Source organism: Corallococcus sp. AB018 (assembly GCF_003986945.1).
Classification (GTDB): domain Bacteria; phylum Myxococcota; class Myxococcia; order Myxococcales; family Myxococcaceae; genus Corallococcus; species Corallococcus exiguus.
The window spans coordinates 1-22,419 of the sequence record NZ_RAWR01000181.1; the positions used below are offsets into that span (position 1 = coordinate 1).

21 protein-coding genes and 2 pseudogenes are annotated in these 22,419 nt (G+C 69.2%); 16 read left to right on the forward strand and 7 right to left on the reverse strand.

Going from position 1 to position 22,419, the window contains the following annotated elements; genetic code table 11:
- From D7Y11_RS31145 to D7Y11_RS31160, 4 genes and pseudogenes are all read left to right on the forward strand, one after another.
- Positions 1–633: pseudogene (locus tag D7Y11_RS31145) on the forward strand (serine/threonine protein kinase); the annotation flags it as partial.
- A 115-nt stretch (positions 634–748) separates the two neighbouring features.
- Entirely contained in the window at positions 749–1,219 is a 471-nt protein-coding gene (locus D7Y11_RS31150; protein ID WP_120579170.1) for an NUDIX hydrolase, read from the forward strand.
- A gap of 252 nt (positions 1,220–1,471) precedes the next feature.
- Positions 1,472–2,911: a DUF2380 domain-containing protein gene (locus D7Y11_RS31155; protein ID WP_120579169.1), complete on the forward strand. Its 1,440-nt coding sequence runs from the start codon at positions 1,472–1,474 to the stop codon at positions 2,909–2,911.
- The gene (locus tag D7Y11_RS31160) at positions 2,908–3,375 is read left to right on the forward strand and encodes an NUDIX hydrolase (RefSeq protein ID WP_120579168.1); all 468 of its coding nucleotides are present in this window, start codon (positions 2,908–2,910) and stop codon (positions 3,373–3,375) included. The genes D7Y11_RS31155 and D7Y11_RS31160 overlap by 4 nt, the downstream gene beginning before the upstream one ends.
- A 42-nt stretch (positions 3,376–3,417) precedes the next feature.
- On the opposite strand, the gene D7Y11_RS31165 is transcribed toward D7Y11_RS31160, so the two are convergent.
- A complete protein-coding gene (locus D7Y11_RS31165) occupies positions 3,418–4,275 on the reverse strand; it encodes an SDR family oxidoreductase (protein ID WP_120579167.1) in 858 nt (285 codons plus the stop codon).
- A 108-nt stretch (positions 4,276–4,383) separates the two neighbouring features.
- On the opposite strand from D7Y11_RS31165, the gene D7Y11_RS31170 reads away from it, so the two are divergent.
- The 3 genes from D7Y11_RS31170 (at position 4,384) to D7Y11_RS31180 (ending at position 6,878) form a co-directional block, all read left to right on the forward strand.
- The gene (locus D7Y11_RS31170) at positions 4,384–4,794 is read left to right on the forward strand and encodes a helix-turn-helix domain-containing protein (RefSeq protein ID WP_121755132.1); all 411 of its coding nucleotides are present in this window, start codon (positions 4,384–4,386) and stop codon (positions 4,792–4,794) included.
- A gap of 93 nt (positions 4,795–4,887) precedes the next feature.
- Positions 4,888–6,087, forward strand: coding sequence for a GNAT family N-acetyltransferase (locus tag D7Y11_RS31175; RefSeq protein ID WP_120579165.1), 1,200 nt, complete (start codon positions 4,888–4,890; stop codon positions 6,085–6,087).
- Between the two features lie 95 nt (positions 6,088–6,182).
- Positions 6,183–6,878, forward strand: a complete 696-nt coding sequence (locus tag D7Y11_RS31180; RefSeq protein ID WP_120579164.1) for a suppressor of fused domain protein — start codon at positions 6,183–6,185, stop codon at positions 6,876–6,878.
- On the opposite strand, the gene D7Y11_RS31185 is transcribed toward D7Y11_RS31180, so the two are convergent.
- Positions 6,844–8,889: a PAS domain-containing protein gene (locus D7Y11_RS31185; RefSeq protein WP_233597253.1), complete on the reverse strand. Its 2,046-nt coding sequence runs from the start codon at positions 8,887–8,889 to the stop codon at positions 6,844–6,846. The two genes, D7Y11_RS31180 and D7Y11_RS31185, sit on opposite strands and share 35 nt — an antisense overlap.
- A gap of 197 nt (positions 8,890–9,086) precedes the next feature.
- Between D7Y11_RS31185 and D7Y11_RS31190 the strand changes: the two genes are divergently transcribed.
- Positions 9,087–10,157 carry a dipeptide epimerase gene (locus tag D7Y11_RS31190; protein WP_120579163.1) on the forward strand — a complete coding sequence of 357 codons (1,071 nt, stop codon included), beginning with the start codon at positions 9,087–9,089 and terminating at the stop codon, positions 10,155–10,157.
- A gap of 181 nt (positions 10,158–10,338) precedes the next feature.
- Entirely contained in the window at positions 10,339–10,968 is a 630-nt protein-coding gene (locus D7Y11_RS31195; RefSeq protein WP_121755131.1) for a response regulator transcription factor, read from the forward strand.
- Positions 10,969–10,972: 4 nt separating this feature from the next.
- Here the strand turns inward: D7Y11_RS31195 and D7Y11_RS31200 are convergent, their stop codons facing one another.
- The 5 genes from D7Y11_RS31200 to D7Y11_RS31220 are packed head-to-tail and all read right to left on the reverse strand — an operon-like array spanning position 10,973 to position 15,004.
- Positions 10,973–12,253, reverse strand: a complete 1,281-nt coding sequence (locus D7Y11_RS31200) for a hypothetical protein (RefSeq protein WP_126935497.1) — start codon at positions 12,251–12,253, stop codon at positions 10,973–10,975.
- 34 nt (positions 12,254–12,287) lie between these two features.
- Entirely contained in the window at positions 12,288–12,713 is a 426-nt protein-coding gene (locus tag D7Y11_RS31205; RefSeq protein ID WP_120579160.1) for a type II toxin-antitoxin system death-on-curing family toxin, read from the reverse strand.
- Positions 12,710–13,012, reverse strand: a complete 303-nt coding sequence (locus tag D7Y11_RS31210) for a hypothetical protein (RefSeq protein ID WP_126935498.1) — start codon at positions 13,010–13,012, stop codon at positions 12,710–12,712. The genes D7Y11_RS31205 and D7Y11_RS31210 overlap by 4 nt, the downstream gene beginning before the upstream one ends.
- A gap of 44 nt (positions 13,013–13,056) precedes the next feature.
- The gene (locus tag D7Y11_RS31215) at positions 13,057–13,695 is read right to left on the reverse strand and encodes a hypothetical protein (RefSeq protein WP_199733896.1); all 639 of its coding nucleotides are present in this window, start codon (positions 13,693–13,695) and stop codon (positions 13,057–13,059) included.
- Between the two features lie 16 nt (positions 13,696–13,711).
- The gene (locus D7Y11_RS31220) at positions 13,712–15,004 is read right to left on the reverse strand and encodes an AAA family ATPase (protein ID WP_120579158.1); all 1,293 of its coding nucleotides are present in this window, start codon (positions 15,002–15,004) and stop codon (positions 13,712–13,714) included.
- 118 nt (positions 15,005–15,122) lie between these two features.
- On the opposite strand from D7Y11_RS31220, the gene D7Y11_RS31225 reads away from it, so the two are divergent.
- The 7 genes and pseudogenes from D7Y11_RS31225 to D7Y11_RS31255 all read left to right on the forward strand — a co-directional run.
- Positions 15,123–16,667 carry an AAA family ATPase gene (locus tag D7Y11_RS31225; RefSeq protein ID WP_126935499.1) on the forward strand — a complete coding sequence of 515 codons (1,545 nt, stop codon included), beginning with the start codon at positions 15,123–15,125 and terminating at the stop codon, positions 16,665–16,667.
- Complete coding sequence (locus D7Y11_RS31230) at positions 16,664–17,491, forward strand: hypothetical protein (protein WP_126935500.1); 828 nt, start codon at positions 16,664–16,666, stop codon at positions 17,489–17,491. The genes D7Y11_RS31225 and D7Y11_RS31230 overlap by 4 nt, the downstream gene beginning before the upstream one ends.
- On the forward strand, positions 17,488–19,194 hold the full coding sequence (locus D7Y11_RS31235; RefSeq protein ID WP_126935501.1) for a M48 family metalloprotease: 1,707 nt from the start codon (positions 17,488–17,490) through the stop codon (positions 19,192–19,194). Before D7Y11_RS31230 ends, D7Y11_RS31235 begins: the two co-directional genes overlap by 4 nt.
- A complete protein-coding gene (locus tag D7Y11_RS31240; protein ID WP_233597252.1) occupies positions 19,191–19,757 on the forward strand; it encodes a hypothetical protein in 567 nt (188 codons plus the stop codon). The genes D7Y11_RS31235 and D7Y11_RS31240 overlap by 4 nt, the downstream gene beginning before the upstream one ends.
- A complete protein-coding gene (locus D7Y11_RS31245; protein ID WP_126935502.1) occupies positions 19,754–21,052 on the forward strand; it encodes an AMP-binding protein in 1,299 nt (432 codons plus the stop codon). The genes D7Y11_RS31240 and D7Y11_RS31245 overlap by 4 nt, the downstream gene beginning before the upstream one ends.
- Positions 21,053–21,139: 87 nt before the next feature.
- The gene (locus D7Y11_RS31250; protein WP_120579152.1) at positions 21,140–22,150 is read left to right on the forward strand and encodes an aldo/keto reductase; all 1,011 of its coding nucleotides are present in this window, start codon (positions 21,140–21,142) and stop codon (positions 22,148–22,150) included.
- A 34-nt stretch (positions 22,151–22,184) separates the two neighbouring features.
- Positions 22,185–22,419: pseudogene (locus D7Y11_RS31255) on the forward strand (histidine kinase); the annotation flags it as partial.

Below are 22,419 nucleotides of genomic sequence, written 5' to 3' on the forward strand. Positions count from 1 at the left end.
GCTATGTCCACCCCCACCTCCCCACCTGTGGCCACCCCGGGGCCGTCAATCGCCGCTGCTCCGAAGGAAGGATCCGACTTGAAGACCCGCGCTCCCGAAGTTCCTACCCAAGGACGCCCACCCCGTATGCCGAAGAAGGCCATCGCCGCCGTTGAGTGCGCGTCGTTGTCGCTCGTCGCGGCGCTGGCGGCGGGCTGTCCAGGGGCTCAAATCCGGCCCGAGTCCTTCACCTGCCCGGATGGGGCGGAAGAGGCCATGGAGAAGCAGCTCCACTGGAGTTACAGCGATCGCTTCATCGTTCAACTCGACGACAGCCAGAAGCTACATGGAGAAGTTTGGCACACCGCCGGCGCGGAGGTGGTGGGGGTGGTCCCGAAAGGCATCAACGACGACCGTCAAGAGGCGGTCGCCCCACCTGGGACACGCTTCTACGGCAAGGCGTACTACCTCTCCGACAAGATGGGCCGTGCGGAGGGGCCCGCGCTCGTCGTCCGGTATGACCGGGTGAAGCTCCCCGGGCAGGCCGATTATCCGATCTGCTTCGTGGTTGAGACCGAAGCCGGGGAGTTCAAGGACGGCAAGGTGGTGGCACGCAACACGGGTGACGGTCGTGTTGTGCACCGCTGGCCCTGAGTGAGGCCGGAGTGCCATCCAGGGATCCCACCACGCGGGCAGCCCGCCCATGATGGCGGATACCCGGCTCCCGATGAACTGATGAACTGATGAACTTCACGCCCGGGAGAAGACGATGAGCGGCGGCGCTGCATGGCGGGGCAACATCAAGGCACGCCTATACGAGCGCGTCCGTGAGCGCGGCTACGACTCGCTGACCGCCTTTGCCGAAGCACGCCCTACCGCATCACTGGTCGCGTTGGCCGGGGAACTTGGGGCGGACGACGTCGCTGGGGTCCAGGTGTTCAGCGGGTTGGTGGCGGAGGCGGAGCGCAGCAAGCAGCTCACACGACTGCTGCGCGGACACTTCGTGCGCGAACTGTACGCGTGTCTTCCCAACGGCTGGCCGTCCGTGCTGGATGACGACGCTCGGTTGGAGGTTGCCATCGCGCTCGGCAATTGGTTTGCCCACACCCCAGAAACCCACAAGGAGCGCGTTGACCGGGCCGGCGATGCGCTCCTCGCCCATCCGCCACCGCCCGGCTGGCAACCACTCGGTCCCGATGACGAGTTGCTCCGCACGCTCCTTCCTGACGAGGAAGCCTGACCCGCGAGGAAACCTCGCGGGCCATAGGGCGCCACCCGGAACTCAGCCCTGCTCAGCACCGCGCTCCTGCAACGGAAGCCTCGACTCACAATCGTCGACACGGGCTGCTAACGATGACCGCGAAAAATCACCTTCTCCTTGCTGTCCACACACCCACGCTCACGGGTGACGATGGCGGCGCGCTGCTGTTCCCCACTCCGGAACGGACGCCGCGGCCAGAGGTGTTCGCCTCGGTAGACCTGGGGGTAGTCCATGCGCGCTGAGGTCCTGGTGCTGGCCGTGGTGCTGCTGGCCACGGGATGTGCCTCCGCGCCGCATGCGCGGAGCTTGAGCTACACGCCGGGTGGGACGTCCGTGCTCTCCGGTCCGGAGCAACGGCTGCTGCGTCGCCAGGGCTCACGTGACGATGAGACCACGCCAGGCGCTGCTGGAGGCAGGGAGCGGAGCGATGCACTGACGCGTGATGCAGTCCTCGCGAGCATTGCCGAAGTGAAACGCTCATTGGGCGGCGTTGAAGCCGCGCGCTCCAAGCTGGCGGGCCGTCCTCCGCCCCTCGTGGGATGGAGCCTCAACGGCGTCTTCACCCGCTACCTCGACCATGGCTCCAATCAGGTGAAGTGGATGCAGGGGGCGCTCGGGAGCGCCACCGCGCTGACACGCGTGGCTTCGGACGTGGGGGATGCGAACATGGAGCAGGGCCTGCTGCGCATGACGGGACCGAAGCTCCAGGCGGCCCTGTTCGGGACCCTGTTGATGGCCACCTGGGTGGACTTCCTCCACCTCACGGACGCGGTGCTCCGGAACTGTCCGACGTGCAGCGTCGAGAAGCTCTTCGTCGACCTGCATCGCGTGCAGGAGTTGATGGAGCCCGCGCTGGCGGACCTCGCCTCCCAGGACCCCGAGCGGGTAGAGGCGGCGGCGGTCGCGATGCCCGAGTTGATGGGGAGGCTGACCCGTGAATTCGACTCAATCCAACGGGAGACTCGCGCGAGCATGAAGCTTGGTGGGCAGGTCCTCGCGGCCGTGCGGGCGGTCGAGATGGTCGCCATGATTTCCACGCTGAAGGTGTCGCTGCCACGGCTGCCTCCCTCGGCGCCCGCATCGCTGGGGGCGGGCTTCGTGATGAGCTCAGGAGGAGTCATGACGGGCTCGCGGCTGGTGGTCTCCGCGGAGTGGGTGGAGATGATGCGAAGGCTGGTGCGGGCAGGCGTCATCTCCGTTCCCGCCGTCAGCTCCGCCGTCCTCATCCACGGCGGACAGGTGCTGATGGCGCAGGCGCCCAACGACCTGCCCAAGGGCGTACGTGACGCGCTGGGGGACAGCCCCGAGGTGCGCGGCATGCGCGAAACCGGCAGAGCGGGGGCGGGCATATCCGATGCACCGAAGCACCACGTCCTGCCTCAAGAGCACCGTGAATGGTTCGAACGACGCGGCTTCAAGGGCGACATGGACATCGACCAGTTCTGCGTCCGGATGGAGCGCGCCCATCACGAGGCGATTCATGGTGGGGGAAACTGGAAGCTGGGGCGCATGTGGCCCGGTGAGTGGAACCGGATGATCATGGATGCGCTACTCCAGGCTGAGACGAGAGCCGGCCGGATGTTGACGCGGGATGGGATCTTGAAAGAGGTCGCGAGGCATATGCGGGACTATCGAGTCCCCATGAACTTCACTCCTGGGAGAGGACGATGAGTGGTGGAGAGGCTTGGCGGGGCGACATCAAGGCCCGCCTGTACGAGCGGGTTCGTGAGCGGGGCTTCGGCTCACTCATTGCCTTTGCTGAAGCACGCCCTGCTGTTCCGCTGTACGTCCTGGCCGACGAGTTGGGCAACGACGTTGCTGCCGTGCAGATTCTAAGCGGCTTGATGTACGAGGCGGAGCAGCGCAAGCAGGTCACGCGCTTGGTTCGTGACGTCCTCGTGCGCGAGTTGGCCGAGAGGTTCCCGAATGGCTGGCCGGACGTGCTGGACGATGCAACCCGTGGAGAGGTTGCGATGGGGCTCGGGTCGTGGTTCGCCTACACCCCAGTAACCCACAGGGTGCGGGTTGACCGGGCAGGGGATGCACTTCTCGCCAATCCGCCGCCCGCTGGCTGGCAACCGCTCGGTCCCGACGACGAGTTACTCCGCACGCTCCTACCTGACGACGAAGCCTGACCCGCGAAGTGACTTCGCGGGCCAGGGGGCGCCACCCAGAGCTCAGCCCTGCTTCAACGCCGCGCCAATCGCATTCCCGAACGGCGCCGTGGGCCGGCCAATCAACCGGCTCAGCGTGCGGCCCGTGTCGTTCAGCTCCCCGCGCGACAAGCCCGCGTCCGCGTCCGCCAGCGTGTCAGCGAAGGGCTTGGGCACGCCCACCCCCTGGAGCGCCGCGGAGAACTCCGCCACCGGCAGGTCCACGTACTTCACCGGCTTGCCCGACTGGCGCGACAGCTCCGCCACGTACTCCGGCAGGCTGAAGCTCGCGTCACCCGCCAGCTCGTACACCTGGTTCTCGTGGCCCGTGCCCGTCAGCACCGCCACCGCCGCGTCCGCGTACTCCTCACGCGTCGCCGTGGCCACCCGGCCCTCCTTCGCGCTGCCCTGCACCACGCCGTACTGGAGCGCCGGCCCCACGTGCTCCGTGTAGTTCTCCACGTACCAGCCGTTGCGCAGGAACACGTACGGGATGCCTGACGCGCGGATGGCCTCCTCCGTCGCCTTGTGCTCCCCCGCCAGCGACAGGCCGCTCTTGTCCGCGAACAGGATGCTCGTGTAGGCCAGCAGCTTCACGCCCGCCTTCTTCGCCGCCTCAATCACCGCCGAGTGCTGCGGGAAGCGCTTCCCCACCTCGTTCGCGGAGATGAGCAGCACCGTGTCCCCCTTCCCGAACGCCCCGTTCAGCGTCTCCGGGCGGTCATAGTCCACCTTGCGCACCTGCACGCCGCGCGCGTCCCAGGCCTTCGCCTTGTCCGGATTGCGCACCGCCACCGCCACCTGGTCCGCCGGCACCTTCTTCAGCAACCCCTCGACCACGAACTGGCCCAGCTTCCCCGAGGCTCCCGTGACAACGAACATGGCTCCGCCCTTTCCTTGCTCGCGCTCCAGGCGCGAAATCGAACTGGGCTTACCGTAACGGGGGCACTCACTTTTCGTAAGTACGCACCTCATGGTAAGTGTCACACCATGAAGGCAAGCAAGGGCAGTCCATTGCTGGAGAAGGTGAAGCAGCGCGGGGACCTGTACGCGGCGGCGTGTCCTTCGCGCGGCGTCCTGGAGCACGTCACCAGCCAGTGGGGCGTGCTGGTGCTCGTCGCGCTCAAGGAGGATGGCACCCACCGCTTCAGTGAGCTGCGCCGCAAGGTGGGCGGGGTGAGCGAGAAGATGCTCGCCCAGACGCTCCAGGCCCTGGAGCAGGACGGCTTCGTGCACCGGGAGGCCCACCCCGTGATTCCTCCCCACGTGGACTACAGCCTCACGCCCCTGGGGGAAGAGGTGGCCGTCCACGTGGAGGCGCTGACCTCCTGGATTGAAGACAACGTGCACCGGGTGATGACCGCCCGAACCAAGGCGCTGCCCCGCAAGAAGGCCTCCTGAGAGGCCCCGGGCGGCCCCGAGCCTGCTTGCCCGGATGCTCTCCAGCGGGACGAACGGGAGCGAAGGGGACAGGCCCGCGTTAAGACTGCTCCCGTGCCCGCTGACACCCCGCTCAAGGTCCGCATTCTCGATGCCATCCGCGATGTCCCGGCCGCCCAATGGGATGCCCTGGTCGCCGACGGCGCGCCCCCCTTCGTGCGCCACGCGTGGCTGTCCGCCATGGAGGAGAGCGGCAGCGCCACCGAGGACACCGGCTGGGCCCCGCACCACCTGACGCTGTGGCGGGGCAAGAAGCTGGTCGCCGCCGCGCCCGCCTACCTCAAGTTCCACAGCATGGGCGAGTACATCTACGACTTCGGCTGGGCCAACGCCGCCGCCCAGCTGGGCGTGGAGTACTACCCGAAGCTGCTCGTGGGCGGCCCCCTGTCCCCCGCCACCGTGCCGCGCTTCCTCACCGCCCCCGGAGAAGACGCCGCGCTCTTGCGCCGCGCGCTCCTCCAGGCCGCCGTGGAGACCGCCCAGGCGCAGGACTGCTCCGGCGTCCACGTGCTCTATCCCACGGATGAAGAGGCGGACTTCCTGGAGGAGGCGGGGCTCGCGCGCCGCATCACGCTCCAGTTCCATTGGAAGAACCCGGGATACCAGCGCTACGACGACTACCTGGCCCGCTTCGACTCCAAGCGCCGCAACCAGCTCAAGCGCGAGCGCGCCGCCGCGGCCACCCAGGGCATCCAGCTGCGCACCGTGCGCGGCGCGGACCTGACACCGGAGCACGCCCAGCGCGCGTACACCTTCTACACGTCCACCTGCGAGCGCCACGCCTGGGGCCAGGTGCAGCTCACCCCGGGCTTCTTCGAGCGCGTCTTCCGTGACCTGCCCGACACCGTGGAGATGGTGGAGGCGGTGAAGGACGGGCAGGTCATCGCCGGGGCCTTCAACCTGGCCACGCCGGAGCGGCTCTACGGCCGCTATTGGGGCTGCACGGAAGAGCACCCCTTCCTGCACTTCAACGTCTGCCTGTATCAGTCCGTGGACGACTGCATCCGTTCGGGCCGCAAGGTGTTCGAACCCGGCGCGGGCGGCGAACACAAGGTGACTCGCGGCTTCGAGCCCACCGCCGTACACAGCGCCCACCTGATTTTCGACAAGCGCCTGGACAAGGCCGTGCGGAGCTTCCTGCGCATGGAGCACATGCGGCTGGCACCCGCCGTGGAGGAGGCGGAGCGCATCTGCGGCCTCAAGCCGTGGGCCGGCTCCGGCGTCGGCGGGGCCCCCGGGTCCACCGGTACCTGAAAAACCTGAACGTCTGTCCGCCAGCCCACCGGCCAGTGGGCATCCGCGCTCGGTTCAAGTTGTGAAATCGGGGTGAACCTCTAGAGTCCGCCCCCATGAAAGTCCCGGAGACAGAGGAAGACTTCATCCAGTGGTACGAAGACTGCTGGGCGGACCGCGACGAGGTGGAGTACCCGAAGCTGTTCGGCGCCATCCGAGAGGAGGTGGACCTCCTGGAGGGCACCGGCGTGCTGGAGGGGTGGCTGGAGAGCGAGCTGGCCCAGGGCACGGAGATGGATCCGAACTGGCTGCCCATGGGCGTGCGCGTGGCGCCTCCCAGTCCAGAGCACCCGTACTGGACCTACGTCACGAGCGGCCTGTCCAACCCCTTCACGGTGGCCCCCGGCGAGGACCTGGCGGACGACGCCCGCAGCGGCCTGGGCTACGAGATGGTCATCCACACGCCCGAGGAGGAGCGCTGGCCGGTGCTGCGCCTCCTGGACATGATGGCCTACAACCTCGTGTGCGCGCGGCTGTTCGCCATGGGCCACCGCTACCCGGTGGACGGCACTCTCACCGGCAGTGAGACGAAGCTCGCCGGCTTCGTGTTCGTGAAGGACGCCAACCGCCCCAGCCACTTCACCCTGCCCAGCGGCCAGGTGGAGCTGCTCACGCTGGTGGGCGTGACGAAGAACGAGATGGCCTTCGCGCGCTCCAACGGCATGGACAGCCTGCTGAAGCGGCTGGCCGACCCCGCGAACCCGAGCACCGCGTTCATCACGCGCCCGGAGCGCGACGAGGCGAAGCTGTAGCTCCCCCACCCTCGCCGCCGCCGCGCTGACCGGCGCGCGGCGGCGAGGACTCCACCAGCGAGTGCAGGAGGCCCGGCTCGAAGGGCTTCTCGATGCGCGGCAGCGGCACGGCCTGGAGGAAGGCGCGGGCGCGCTCCGTGAAGCTGCCGCCCGTCATGAACACGAAGCGCGACAGGAGCTCCGGCCGGCGCCGCGACAGCTCCGCGTGCACGTCCATGCCGGTGAGGTCCGCCATCATCAGGTCGCAGAAGACGCGGTCGAAGGCGTCGTCCTGCTCCAGCAGCGCCAGCGCCTCCCGGCCGCTGTGCGCCACCACCACGTCATGCTGCCGGCCGAGGATGCGCCGGAGCACCGAGGTGAGCTGAGGCTCGTCGTCCACCACCAGCACGCGCTTGCGCGAGGGCCCGTCGTCCGCGCGCACCGCGGGGACGCCCGGGTGGACGATGGGCTCCGAGACGGGCAGCCGCACCTGGAAGGTGCTGCCCATGCCGGGGATGCTGGTGGCCGTCAGCTCACCGTGCATGCTGCGCACGAGCCCCAGGCAGATGGACAGCCCCAGGCCGCTGCCCTCCCCCACGGGCCGCGTGGTGAAGAACGGCTCGAAGGCGCGATGGAGGACCTCCGGCGTCATGCCCAGGCCGGTGTCGGACACCTCCGCCAGCACCCACGCGCCCTCGCGGCGGGTGGTGAGCGTCACGCGGTGCCTTTCGAAGGCGCCGGCGGGGATGGCGTGCGCGGCGTTGATGAGCAGGTGGAGGAACACCTGCCCCAGGCGCGCCTCGTGCGCCAGCGCGGGCGGCACCTGGCCGAAGTGGCGCTCCACCTGGGCGCGGCTGCGCAGGTGGGTCATGGCCATGGAGATGCCGAACTCCAGCGACGCGTGCACGTCCACCGGCCCCAGGCGCAGCTCGTCCGCGCGGGCGAAGGTCTGCAGGTCGCGCACGATGACGCGGATCCGCTCCGCGCCCTCCTTCGCCTCGCGCAGCGCCTCCAGCGCCTCGCCCAACACGTCCTGGAGCCCCGGACGGCGGGCGAGCGGCGTGAGCTGCTCCACCGCGAACTGGAGGTTGCCGGCGACGTAGGACAGGGGGTTGTTGATTTCGTGGCCCACGCCCGCGGCCAGCTGGCCCGCCATGGCCAGCTTCTCCGACTGCACCAGCCGCTCGCGCGCGGCCATCAGCTCGTGCGTGCGGCGCTGGGCCAGGGCCTCCGCCTCCAGGCGGCCGGAGTGCTCGCGGGCGAGCAGCGCGTCGCGCTCCGCCTGCACGCGCTTCTTGTCGGTGATGTCGCGCGCGTAGGTGGAGATGTTGCGGCCGCTGGACCAGGCGTGCACCTCGTGCCAGCGGTCCCTGCCGGTGCGCAGCTCGAAGAGGCGGTAGCTCTCCTCGGCGGCCACCTCCCGCATCGTGCGCTCGAACGGGGTGCCGCACAGCTCCGGGCACGACTCCCACAGCACGCGGCGGAAGAGCTCTTCCTGGGAGCGGCCGGTGAGCGCGGCCGCGTTGCGGTTCACGTAGGTGAGGCGCCAGTCCGTGTCCACGGTGAAGAAGGCGTCCGGCATGCTCTCCAGCACGTCGCGCACCCAGTCCAGCGTCTCGCGCAGCCCCTCCTCCACCCGCTGGGCGCTGGTGATGTCACGAAGGCGCAACAGCACCCCGTCCCGCAGCGGCACCGCCGTGCCCTGCAGCAGCACCTCCCCTTCGGTGAAGTGGTCCGCGTGCGGCCGGCCGGACTCCACCACCTGACGCAAGAGGTCCATGCGCCCGGCGATGCCGCCCTTCGAGGACACCTCGCCCAGGCGCCGGCCACGCAGGTACTCCGGCCCCCGGCCCAGCGCGCGCGCCGCGGCGGGGTTCGCCCAGAGCCACTCGAAGTCCTGGATGACTCCGCCCGGCGAGCGCACGGCGCGCAGCACCATGCACGCCTCCGGGTGTTCGCGCTCGGCCTCCTCCAACGCGGCCAGGAGCGCATCCGGGAGCGGGAGGGCCACGGTCGTATCGGTCGCGGACATCCGCCTCCTCGCGGCCCAGGCAGTGCCCAACCCCCGGGAAGCCCGCATGTCGCCACGAATCGCACTGCGGCTCAAGCCAGCCCCAGTCTTCGTATCTTTCTTAACCTTCTCGAATTACAGACACGTGAGAGTAAAAACCGGAAGGAATGGAAAGACTCCCCTCTGGACCGGAACGTCGGCCAGACTCATGCCTGCCCATGCGCCCTACCCTCATCACGCACGTCTCGTTCGAAGCCCTGCACCTGTCCCTGACGGAGCCGTTCGCCATCGCCACCGGCGCGCAGCTGGCGGCGGAGAATGTTCTTGTGCGCGTGACGCTCGCGGACGGCACCGTGGGGTTGGGCGAGGCGGCGCCCTTCACGGCGGTGAGCGGGGAGACGCAAGCCAGCACGCTCGCTTCGTTGGAGCCGGTGCGCGAGCTGCTCGTGGGCCGCGACGCCCAGGAGTGGCGGCCGGCGTCGGAGGCGCTGGGGGATGCGCTGACGCTGGCGCCGGCCGCGCGGTGTGGCGTGGAGATCGCGCTCCTGGACGCGCTCACGCGGCACCACCGCATCCCGATGTACGCCTTCTTCGGCGGGGCGGGGACGTCGCTGGACATCGACATGACGGTCACCGCCGGAGACGTGGCGCACGCGGTGGCGTCGACGCGGGCCATCCTGGGGCGCGGCATCGACACGGTGAAGGTGAAGGTCGGCGCGTTGGACCCGGACACGGACGCGGCGCGGCTCGTGGCCATCCACCAGGAGGCCCCGAAGGCGCGGCTCATCGCGGACGCGAACGGGGGCTACGACGTGGCGGAGGCGCTGGCGTTCCTCAAGGAGCTGGAGCGCGCGGAGGTGCCGCTGTCGCTGTTCGAGCAGCCGGTGGCCGACGTCGCGGGGCTCGCGGAGGTGACGCACCGCTCGAAGGTGTCGATATGCGCGGACGAGTCGGCGCGCTCGGTGAAGGACGTGCTGCGGCTCATCCGTGAGAACGCGTGCCACGGCATCAACATCAAGACGATGAAGTGCGGGATGGTGGATGCGGTGACGATGTGGAGCCTCGCCCGCGCGGCGGGGTTGGAGCTGATGGTGGGCGGCATGGTGGAGAGCGTGCTCGCGATGACCGCGTCCGCGCACCTGGCGGCGGGGCTGGGCGGCTTCAGCTACGCGGACCTGGACACGCCGCTGTTCATCGCGAACCACCCGTTCCAGGGTGGCGGTCAGTACTCGGGCTCACGGCTGACGTTGGACCCGAACGCGCTGGGGCACGGCGTCACGCTGCGCTGAGGCCTCAGCCCTTCACCGGGGAGGAGGCCACGTCCAGCGCCTTCTCCTTCCGCGCCATGCGTGCCCCTCCCGGAAAGGACTTCACGATTCTTCACAGGGCCGTGGCCCAGAGGGAAGGAAAGGCGTTCTGGCGCCGCGCGGCGTGGCGAACGCGGCGGGCGCGGTTAGGGATGAGGGGCTCATGTTGGATGCGCCCTCGTCATCGCCCAGGCTCGCGCTCGTGTCGGAGGACCCCCTGGCCCGGGGTGCGCTCGCACGGGCGCTGAGCGACCAGGCGGAGACCTGGACGATGGTGGCGGCGGGCACGCAGGTGGAGCTGGAGGCGACACGGGGCGAACCGCCTGACGTGGTGCTCTGGGACACGGGCCTGCGGCTGGAGGAAGGCGCGGCGCCGGACCTGGGCGCGCCCGTGCTGGCGCTGGTGGCGGACGAGGCGGCGGGGGAGCTGGCGCTGGGCGCGGGCGCGCGAGGCCTGCTGTTCCGCGACGTGGCCCCGGGGATGCTGGGCGCCGCGCTGCACGCGGTCGCGCGAGGCCTCACGGTGTTCGAGCCGGGCCTGTCTCACGTACGCGCCGCGCCCAGGAACACGGCGCCGTCGGGAGCTCCGGGGCCGGACACCCTGACGCCGCGCGAGCGCGAGGTACTGGGCCTGCTGGCGGAGGGCCTGTCGAACAAGGCCATCGCGGACCGGCTGGACATCAGCGAGCACACCGCCAAGTTCCACGTGAACGCGGTGCTGGCCAAGCTGGGCGTGCAGCGCCGCACGGAGGCGGTGGTGCGCGCGGCGCGGATGGGACTGGTGACGCTCTAACCACTCAGGGCGCGACGAGGGCGCTCAGGTGCTTCCACTCGTTGTCCAGCGAGGCCTTCAGCCAGTCGCGATGGAGTGATGGAAGGGGCCACCCATCAATATGAATCTGATTGGACGCGGCAACCATCGCCCGGCCCCTGGCGAGCTCCGCGGTCACAGCGGTCCGCTTCACATCGAAGTCTGGCAGCAACCCGGCGCCCTGCTCCATCTGGCGCAGGCCCATCAGCCGTTCCACCAGCGTGTTTCCTTCAGCGATGCGTTCGCCCAGGGTCCACAGGACGCGTCCCAGCCGAATCCGGTCCTTCTCTGTCAGCTCCGTCGTGGCTCCCACCCGCTTGAACAGGACCATGGGGCCCACCAAAGCCAATTCGCCCACCGCGGCCATGAAGGCTCCATCAACAGGAGCTTTGATTCCCGCCACCTTCATCCGCCGCTCCGCATCCGAGTACAGCCGAGCAAAGGAGGTGGTCCGGTACCGGGGCAGGGCAGCGATTCGCTCCAGTGCCTGAAGCTCTTCCGCCGTGAGCGGCGCCTCCTGCGACGTGTTCTCCAGCAGCATGAGCAATGGCAACTGCGATTCATGGGACGCGGCGGCGAGCGGCGTCAGCCGTTCCCGCAGCGAGGCTTGGATTTGCCGCCGCGCCGTTTCATCCCTGACTTCGCCGTGAAAGGTCTCGAGGGTCGCACGCAGCAGGTCGGGATCCGCCACCTCGGACAGGTGACGCGCCATCCACCGCTGCTGCTCCTTCGATGGCCCCCCCATCAACGCGGCGAGAAACCGTGTGTCCGGAGCCTGCGTGCCATTCCACACCGCACGGATGGCCACCGGTCCCCAACCGGGCGTTCCCTCCGGCAGGAGTGACTCCACCCCGAAGTCCGGACGCCCCGCCTCGATCCAGGCGGCGATGAAGGCCTCACGCCATTCACCGGCGGGGTTCGCCCGGCGCAGCTGAACGAGTGCTTCGAGAACCTGGCCTTCCGCCTGCTCGGGAGCCACCTCGCGCAACCGGGCCACGGTCTGCGCCGCCGCGTCCAGGGCTCCCTGCTCCAGCAGCACACAGGCCTGGACCATCAACGCCCCTGGCTCCTTCGGCGCGACCTTCAATACCGAGGCGAGCTCCAGCCGAGCCTCGGACAACGCCCCGGTCCGCGCCTGGCTCGCGGATTCGCGGATCCGGTCCGCGACGGTCCTCTGGGGAGCTTCATCCATGGAGGGAGCAGGCGTTGCCCCGGTCAGGAGCACGCCCAGGGCCAGCAGGGACAGGGACCGCCTCGGAGCAAGCATCCGCGCAGTCTACGCCTTCTTCCTTCCGCCGACCTCAGGTGCCGACGCGCAGCTCGCGCAGGTGTTCGACCACCCAGAGGTATACCGGTCCGACGTCCTTGAACTGGTTGTTGGAGATGGCCATCACCAGCGCTTCCGCCTCATCAATCGTGGCGTCCACCTCCAGGCCCATGCAGGCCAGGGCCTCGCACATGGCGAGCCAGGAGATGCGCTTGTTCCCGTCCACGAAGACCTGCTTCGTCGCGATGTAGAAGAGCAGGTAGACGGCGAACATCAGCCCCGGGACCGCTTCCTGCGGGGCGCCGTACTCCTCCGCGGTCCAGGCCGCGCCCAGGGTCGCGCCAGGGCCCAGGGCATCGCGGACGCCCACCCTGCCGCCATGCGCGGCGATGCCCTTGGCCTGCAACTCCTGGAGCCGGGCCAGGCCGCAGAACCGGTCATACGGCTGCGCGTCGCTCATTGGGCCAGCCTCCTCAGCAGCTCACTCCACTTTCGCAGGGCGTGCGCGTCACGCTCCTCGGCGCTTGGAACCGGCACGTTGGCGCCCTTCTGGCGGATCCAGATGAGCCGGGGTTCAGGCCCCATGACGACCAGCGCGGAGATCTCTCGCAGGTGAGAGGCCTGCGCCACCTGCTCCGCCGTGGCGGTCACCGTGAGGGCCCCGCCCTCCGGCCGCACGATCTGGATGGCCGGCGTGTTCGACACGCCGGAATCGAGTTCCCCAATGATGCCGTGAATCACTTCCAGGTGAGGCAGCACTCTGGGTCCCTCCAACTGGGATGCACGCTGGAACATGCCCCAGCCTATGACTTCTTCCTGACCCCGGATCGAGACGCCCGCTTTCTCAGGGCAGGCGACGCTTCCGCACGAGCAAGGTCCATCTGGTTGCTGCCCGCGGACCACTGCCGACCTTCGCGCGACTCCCACTCACGCACCGCTCGGGCCACGAGCGGTGCCTTGTCCTCCAGATAGTCCAGCGTCACCCGCCGCCGCTCGTACTCCTCGAGCCACTGCCTCCGATACCGGACCACCCGTTCATCGTGGTCCAGCCCCAGGAGGCGCAACGTCTTGGCCGCCCGCTCTCGCAGTTGCGGCGGGCAGCGTTCCGTGACCTGGAGTTGAAGCGACGGAAGGAGGAGCACGAACCAACCATCCTCGATTTCGAAGGGATCCATCAGGCGCTCGGAGACAAGCGCCTGCTTGCGGCTGTTGAGCCATCCGGCGGAGTACCGGAAATTGGTCCATTCGTAGGCGAGCCGTCGATCTTCATCGATGGAGATGAAGTGATCGACGGTCCCTGGCGCGCCCAGATACATCGCGGTGTAGGCACACCGCTCGAAGAAGGCTGCCGCGAGTTGCGCATTGCAGCGTCGCCAATACGCGGGCGGACGGCTGAGAGCTGTTGGATTGCCGCGAAGCCAGCGCCGCCCAGGTGCTCGCACCCTTGAGTCGAAGTCCTCAGGCTCGCTTCCTGGAACGCACCGGATCACGGCCGCCTCCCCCATCGCGAGCGACGACCCACCGGGGCCAGAACGGATCCTGCTCCGGGAGCAGGCGTCGCAGTTCGGAGTCGATTTCCTTCAGAGTGCCCAAACCCTCGCGCTCGCCTCGCATGTAGGCCTCGGCGGCTTCCACCGCGCGTTCAGCCTCCCAGGCACGCGCCTGGGCCAGCCCCATGACAGGCGACGTCAGCCAGTCGTTTGCATCTCCCTGCTTCGCCCAGGGGAGATGCCGCAGGCGCACCTGCTCCTTTTCGAGCTGGAAGAGGAAGAGAGCATCCTGCTCCTCGTCGAAGAACGGCTCCAGGGAGGCCAGCACCAACGGGGAGTGGGTCGTCAGGAACGTCTGGACGGACGTCTCGCTCGCGAGGCCGTCGATGACCTGGATGAGCGATCCGACGATCCGGCGCTGCCACAGCGGATGGAGGTGCGTCTCCACCTCATCCACCAGCAGGATGAACCGGGGATCCGGCGCCTGCCCGAGGAACTCCGAGGCCTGGAGGTGTTCATGCCACGCCCAGACGACGAGGTAGGCCAGGCCCAGGATGCGGCGCATTCCCGCGGAGGCATGCACCACCGGAATGGTGCCGTACGGCATGTCGAGGGTCGGGTAGTTCTGGACGTCCTCGATGGCCAACCGCATGGGCCGCCCGGGGCGGATGGGCTCGTCGCGAGGGGACAGCTGTTCCAGCGCCCGCTTCAACATCTGGAACGGTGACTGCGCGGAACCATCGTCCTGCAACTGCCAGGTCAACCAGTCCCGGACGAGCCCGTTACAGACCGTCGTCCCCTCGTACTTCAGGCCATCCCAGAGGTCCTGGGGCGAGAAGTGGAAGGCATCCGGCCTGCGAGGCGCATCCGGATCCGCGCGCGACGTCTTGTGCCAGTAGTTCCGCGCAGGGTCCCAGACGGAGAAGCTTCCGTCGACGCGCGCATAGACAGTCAGACCCGGCATGCTCGGGCGCCCTTCGGGCCAGGGCCACAGCTGCCGTTCCGGGTCGAAGTCGCTCGTCTTGTTCGAGGCCCGCCGCGTCTTGCCCGTCAGGGCCCAGTCAATCCGACGCCGCTTCGCGCCACGATGCGGCCACGCAGGCAAACCGGGCCACGTCCCGGTCAGGCTCCACCACGCCACGTCGAGCAGGAAGCTCTTGCCCAACCCGTTGTCGCCCGTCAGGACGTTCAGCCGGGGTGCGAACTCGACGTCCAGGCGAGGCGCGGGGCCGACCCCCTGAAGGTGAAGCTCTCGGAGCATGCACCGACACTTAGCGCATCCCGTCCATGCCGCCCACTTCCGGAAGCCTGGATGCAGGGGGGACACTCGTCCAGCGCACACCCGCCCCATCGTCCGACTGCTACACTCCGCACCCTCCATGGCCAACCAGGATTGGGTCTCGCGCCTGCTCACCGGACGCGCGTCGGCGGACAAGGGCCTCAGCGTCCATCTCTCCGAGCGCGACGGCGGCAGCCTCCACGACAAGATGCGGCAGGCGTATTGGTGGATCACCAACAACGCCGTCATCTGCCCCTACTACGACATCGAGTTCGGCGGCACCGCCGCCCTCAAGAACACCGCCGGGGACGAGGTCCACCTGCCGGAGGACATGAGCTACAGCTCGTTCGTCCTCATCCCGCTGCTCACCCTCTTCACCTGCCGCCGCGCCCTGCTCGTGGGCGGGCCGGGCCGAGGAAAAACCACCTCCGCCATCCTCATGGCCCTGCTCTCCGGCATGGGCCGCGAGGACGTCCACCGGGGCATCCAGCGCGGCCACCCGCAGCTGTCCATCGCGGACCTGCTCGGCGCGCCCCTGCCGTCCGACATGCTCAAGGCGGAGGACCTGTCCGCCGTGAAGGTCAGCTGGCGCAAGTGGATTGGCCAGCGCGTGAAGATCATCGACGAGTACAACCGCATCCCCACGAAGACCCAGTCCGCCCTGCTGTCGCTGCTGGGCGAGGGCTACGCGGAGATGATGGACCAGTACGTCTACACCGGCCGCTCGTCCTGGTTCCTCACCGCCAACGACGACCAGGGCGGCGGCACGTTCCAGGTCATCGAAGCGCTCAAGGACCGCCTGGACGTCGTCGTGCGCGCCGTGCCCTTCAACTCCGGCTTCGTGGACACGCTGCTCCAGCGCATCGAGTCCGACAAGTCCCCGGAGGAGATGCTCCCCAAGGACATCGTCTTCACGCCCGGCGAGCTGGAGAATGCCTACAACTCCATCCTCGCCGTGGAGGTCCCCAAGGGCGTGCTGGAGCGCGTGGCCTTCTTCCTGGGCCAGCTGGACTTCTGCCGCATGGCGTCCCCGCGCTTCGAGTTCAAGCACAAGGACACGCTGAAGCTCGCGGGACAGACCGTGTCCGCCGTGTGCAACGAGCAGTGCCCCTTGGACAAGAAGGTGCACCTCTGCACGCAGACGGAGAACGGCACCAGCGTGCGCGCGTACCAGACCATCCTCCACTTCGCGAAGGCGCTCGCGTTCTTCCGAGGCCACCGCGTGACGGAGCTGGAGGACTTCCGGCAGATCATCCCCTGGGTGCTGCACGAGAAGCTCACCCCCAACGCGCGCAGCCCCTTCTTCGAGGCGAAGGGCAACAAGCTGCTGCTCCAGGACCGCGTGGCGTGGATCCGCAACATGTTCGACATGGCCATGGCCCGCTACGGCACGCACGTGCCCGTGCGCCAGAAGGTCGTCGCCCTGCGCGCGGAGCTGGACCTGGGCCTGTCCGGCGTGGACCTGCGCACCACGGAGAAGCGCCTGTCCGCCGTCACAGTGCTGATGAACGACCTGATGACCCGCCAGGAGTTGTCCGGTCCGGTGTACGAGGACCTCATCCACTTGAAATCCCTCTACAGCCGCTACCGCAACTACGCGACGTGGCTGAAGGAGAACCCGGGCGGTCAGGGGAAACAGCCATGAGCGAGTTCGTCGACGACCTGGAGAAGGAGGCCCGCGGCCGGTTCGTGCGCTGGGACCGAGCGCTGTGGAGCGCGTTCCTCAACGGCCCGGTGGTCCGCCTGGGCCGGGCGCTCAAGGACGGCGACGCCGCGTCTGGAGAGGAGCTCCTGCGCGATTACATGCGCCTGGGCGCGGAGGGCATCGGGCTGGGCTACATGTATCCGGGGTCCGCCGGGCGGGAGAACTTCTTCACGCTCGCGTGGCGGGAACTGCTGCCTCGCCTGTTGCCGGACCTACGACAGGAGGAGCAGGCCCCGGCGCTCGCGCGCGTGTGGAACCTCAGCGAGAACCTGGAGTCCGCGCCACCCTGGGTGCAGCGGCTGTTCTGCCGCCTGGGCTCGAACCTGTCCTCGCTGGAGGACCTGGAGGGCCACCTGCACACCATCGCCAACGAGGCGATGGAGCCGCCGACCCAGGCGCTGGGCGACACGTCCACCGCGCAGTGGGTGGACCTGTCCCAGGAGGACTCGCGCTTCATGCCCGGGGAGATGCACTTCCTGGCGCCCGCCGTCGTCTGCGTGCACGACCGTCACCGCGCCACCGCCGCCGGCGGACGCGATGCGGCCACGCAGGGCGTGTGGCTGGTGAAGAAGCCCATGCTGCTGGGGCCCATGGGCTGCAACGAGCGGCTGGAGCCCGCGACGGGCAAGCCCTCCAAGGCGCTCACCTCGCTGGCGCAGCGCGACCCTCGCGCGGGGGACTGGTACAGCACCCAGCACAACGAATGGCGCGCGGTGGCCACGATGCACACGTCCCAGTGGCTGGCGGTCATCCTGCCGGCATGAGTGCGGGCGCGGCCTTCACCCCGGAGGAGGTGGAGCGGTGCTGGCGCGACGCGCTGGCGCTGTGGGACGTGCACGTGCAGTTGAGCCCGCCCGAACCGCACCAGCCCTTCCACCCCGGCGAGGCCACGCCGAACGAACCGCTCGCGTACATCGACCTGGTGCGCCGGCAGGTGTTCGTCCACTTCGAGCTGCTGGCCCGCATGGGCGCGCGCGACAGCCTCACCGCCGTGCTGGCCCATGAAATCGGCCACCACGTGCGCTTCCCGCACACGCTGGGGTGGGACGCGGAGCTGCGCGTGCTGGAGCAGCGCCTCATCCCGGGCCTGGGCCAGTCGCTCACCAACCTGTTCTTCGACCTCCAGGTGAACGAGTTCGTGGGGCGCACCCACGCGGAAGCGCTGTGCCAGGTGTACCGGGGCTTCCTGCGCACGCCCGACGGGCGCAAGAAGAACAAGAAGAAGAAGGAGAAGGACGGCGACACGGGCGGGCCGTCCCCGCTGTTCTGCTTCTACCTGGCCATCTACGAGGAGCTGTGGCGCAGGGAGCCCGGACACCTGGTGCCCGAGGCCCTGCTGCCGAAGCTGGAGGAGGCCTACCCGGGCTTCCGCGCGCAGGCGCGCATGTTCGTGCAGACGTTCTACGCGCTGCCCGACCCGCGCCTGCAATTCCTCTACTTCTGCGCCGCGTTCATCCGCTTCATCGACCTGCCCTCGGAGGTCGGCTTCTGCATTCCGCTGGCCGGCGACCTCGGCACTCCGGACGAAGGCGACCTGGACGCGGCGGTGCAGTCCGGAGGCCGGTGGGAGGACGCGCTGAACGAGGCCCGCGCGAACGGCTGGCTGGACGACTCTCACGACACGAAGGAGTCGGATCCGCTGGAGACCATCCGCCGCGCGACCGCGCACCTGCCCGGCAATGACGGCGGCAGGCTGCGGCGCGCGCTGGTGGCCCGGTACTACCGGCGGCTCGTGGACCAGTACATCCTCAAGCTGCCCGCTTCGCCCTCGAAGCCGGAGCCCTACCTGCGCACGATTCCAGAGGCGTGGGAGTACGGCGACGACCCGACCACCATCGACTGGACGCTCACGGTGATTTCGCAGGGGCACCTGGCCGCCGTGGCCCCGCTGCGCCGCGAGCTGGAGGCGGACCTGCCGCCCCCGTCGGACCTGGGCGTGCCCGCGCTGGAAATCTATCTGGACACCAGCGGCTCCATGCCCAACCCGCAGCAGGACCTCAACGCGATGACGCTGGCCGCGCAGGTGCTGTCGGCCTCCGCGCTGCGCAAGGGCGCCACGGTGCGCGGCATCATCTACTCGGCGGACAACCCCATCGTGTCCCCGTGGATGTACGACGAGGAGACGGCGCGCGACTTCTTCTTCCACTACATCGGTGGAGGGACGTGGTTCCCCGTGGAGGTGATGGACGAGCTGTCCGTGGAGCGGCCGGACGCGCTGCGCGTCGTCATCTCCGACAGCGACTTCCTGTACAACATGCGGCAGGAGAACGCGCTGCCGCGGTTTGCCCGCGCGATGAACCGGTCGCGCCGGGTGGTGGCCTTCCTCGCGCTGCCAGACGACGCCCCCGCGCGGCAGGTGATGGCGCCGGTGATGGGGAGCCCACGCTTCCGGCTGGCGACCGTGCAATGGATGTCTGACTTTGGCCGTGCCGCAGCGGCGCTGGCCGATGCCCTGTTGGAGAAATGATGGCGGTCTCGATTCCCCTCATCCGTGAGCAACTGGCGGCCACGCCCATCGTGTCGCCGTATCCGCATGACCTGGCGGTGGCCATCGTCTGCGACACCTTCCGCATGGCGAGCCAGCGTCCTCCGTCGCAGGCCGAGTGGGCGAAGCTGGAGCAGCGCGTGAAGAACCCGCTGTTCCAGGAGCAGGTGGGCATGCTCGCGCACGTGCTGGTGTCGTCCGACCTGCGCAAGAAGACGGTGCTCTACCTCACCGCGGACCGCACCCCGCAGGCGCGCCTCCAGCAGTTCTTCGAGGAGGTGCATCCCCTCACCGCGGAGATGATCCGCTCCAACGCCTTCCGCCAGGAGGAGTTCCTGCGCAAGTGGCTGGCGGCCCTGGGCGCGGACATCGAAGGCGAGACGGAGGCAGAGTCGAAGCGCCACCTCAAGGAACTGGACTACCGGCAGGCCGTGACGGACCTGCGCAAGGTGGAGGAGGCGCGCAAGAAGGAGGCGGACCGGCGCCAGGAGATGCTCCAGGAGGCCCAGCGCAAGGAAGCCGAGGCCCGAGGCTGGCGCGAGTGACGCTCGGGGTCGCGCCCAGGGCTCGCATCCGCCGCGACAGCCACACGCAGCGCCCGCACCTGCCGTGGGCGCTGGACGTGGCGGCGGGCCTGGCGCGCGGCACGGCCACGGTGGACGAAGCCGCCGCCCGCGCGGAGCTGGAAGGACGCCTGCCGGCTTTGCGTGACGCGCTCCTGGGCTCGCCCTACTACGTGCGCGTGCTGCGCGAGTCGGGCCTGCACCCCGGCGACCTGCGGCGTCTGGAGGACCTGCGGCACTTCCCCGCGCTGGACCGTGCCACGCTCGCGCGCCACTGGGAGGACGTGCCCACGCTGCCCGCCGCGTCCGACGAGTGCGTGGTGGTGAAGAGCTCCGGCACCACCGGGGACCCGGTGAACGTGCTGCGCGACCGGCGCGACTGCCTGCTCATGTGGGCCGTGCTGCGCTTCTTCACCGAGCGCACCAACACCGTGCCCCCGCAGCGTCCTCGCGTGGTGCTGCTGGATGCGCTGCCGGGCGGGCTGGAGTACTCGGTGCGCCTGCCGCTGTTCCACGACGGCGCCCTGCACCGCGTCTCCGTGCTGCGCGATGACGCGGTGGCGCGCCTGCGACGGGTGAAGGCCTCCGTCGTCTTCTCCGACCCGGAGGGGTTGCGCTGGCTGCTGGCCCATCCGGAGGTGCCGTCTCCCCAGCTGGTGCTCACCTCCGCGCAGCACCTGCCGCACGCGCTGCGCGACGCGTGGAAGCAGGAGCGCGGCGTGCCGGTCCTCAACTACTACGCCGCCACGGAGACGGGGCCGCTCGCGTGGGAGTGCCTGGAGGACGCGAACCGGGGACGCTTCCACGTGCTCACGCCGGACGTCTGGCTGGAGCCGGACGGGGACGAGGTGGTGGTGACGCGGCTGCGCCCCAGCGTGCTGCCGCTGTTGCGCTACCAGCCTGGGGACACCGGCACCGTGCGGCGCGACGCCTGCGCCTGCGGCTTCCACGGCTGGACGCTGACGGGCTTTGGCGGACGCGGAGCCTGCGCATTCCACACGCCCTCCGGCCGCGCGGTGGACGCCTGGTCGCTGGCGTGGGTGTTCAAGCACCACCCGCTGCGCGCGTTCCGGCTGACGCAGGTGACCCGGGAGCACTTCACGCTGGAGCTTTCAGGCGCGCCCGCGGACAGCGTGGCGGCGTTGTGCGAGCGACTCACCGCGGCGCTACGCAACCTGGGCTGGACGATGCCGGTGGTGGAGGCGCTGGGTGCGGAAGGGCTGGCACCGGCCGCCAAGCCGCTCCCCTTCCGTTGCGAGCTGACGCTTCCGGGGTGAGCCAGCCCTTCGCCCGGTCGTTTGCCCTGGATTCCCGCGCCTCGCGTGAAGATTCTCCCAGGGAGGGTGCACCCGCACGGAGGACACATGGAGACTCGGAAGCTGGGCAGGCAGGGCCTCACCGTTTCGGCGCTGGGCCTGGGCTGCATGGGCATGTCGGAGTTCTACGCGGGCCGCGACGACGCGGAGTCGGAAGCCACGCTGCTCCATGCGCTGGACCGGGGCATCACCTTCTTCGACACGGCGGACGCCTACGGACCCGGCCGCAACGAGGAGCTGGTGGGCCGCGTGCTCGGCCCCCACCGCCAGAAAATCATCCTGGCCACGAAGTTCGGCCTGGTGCGTGACCCCGCGAATCCCCAGTCGCGCGGCGTCAACGGCCGGCCGGACTACGTGAAGCAGGCGTGCGACGCGAGCCTGAAGCGCCTGGGAATGGACGTCATCGACCTCTACTACCTGCACCGCGTGGACCCGAAGACGCCCATCGAGGACACCGTGGGCGCGATGGCGGAGCTGGTGAAGGCCGGCAAGGTGCGCTTCCTGGGGCTGTCGGAGGTGAACTCGGAGACGCTGCGCCGCGCGTGCGCCGTGCATCCCATCACCGCGCTCCAGTCGGAGTATTCGCTGTGGAGCAGGGACCCGGAGGACGGTGTCCTCCAGACGTGTCACGAGCTGGGCGTGGGCTTCGTCCCCTACAGCCCGCTGGGTCGCGGCTTCCTCACCGGCCAGTTCAAGCGCTTCGAGGACCTGCCGGAAGACGACTACCGCCGCCACTCGCCGCGATTCCAGGGGGAGAACTTCCAGCGCAACCTCAAGCTGGTGGAGCACATCGACCGGCTCGCGAGCCAGAAGCAGTGCACGCCCGCGCAGCTGGCGCTCGCCTGGGTGCTGTCGCGCGGCGAGGACGTGGTCCCCATCCCCGGCACCAAGCGCCGCAAGTACCTGGACGACAACCTGGGCGCCCTGGACGTGAAGCTCACGCAGGAGGACCTGGCGGCCATCGAGTCCATCGCTCCGCCGGGCGTGGCCGCGGGCGAGCGCTACCCCACCGCCATGCAGGGGTTCCTCCAGACCGACGCACGGAAGGAGGCACGCTGACGGTGGGCCCCAGGCCCGTCCGCCCCGCGCATCCATGACCGCGCCCGCTCCGTCCGCCCCGCCGCATCCGCCGGTGCCTCCCTCCTCTCCGTCTCCGCGCGCGCCGGAGTCGTTCCAGAAGCAAGAGGGCTCCGCGCTGCTGAGCTACGGGCTGGCGACGGCGGGCGTCCTGGTGGCGTTCCTCGCCCAGCGGCTGCTGTGGCCCTACATGTCCAGCGCCCCGTTCCTGGCCTTCTTCGCCGCCGTCGCGTTCGCGGGCTGGCGGGGAG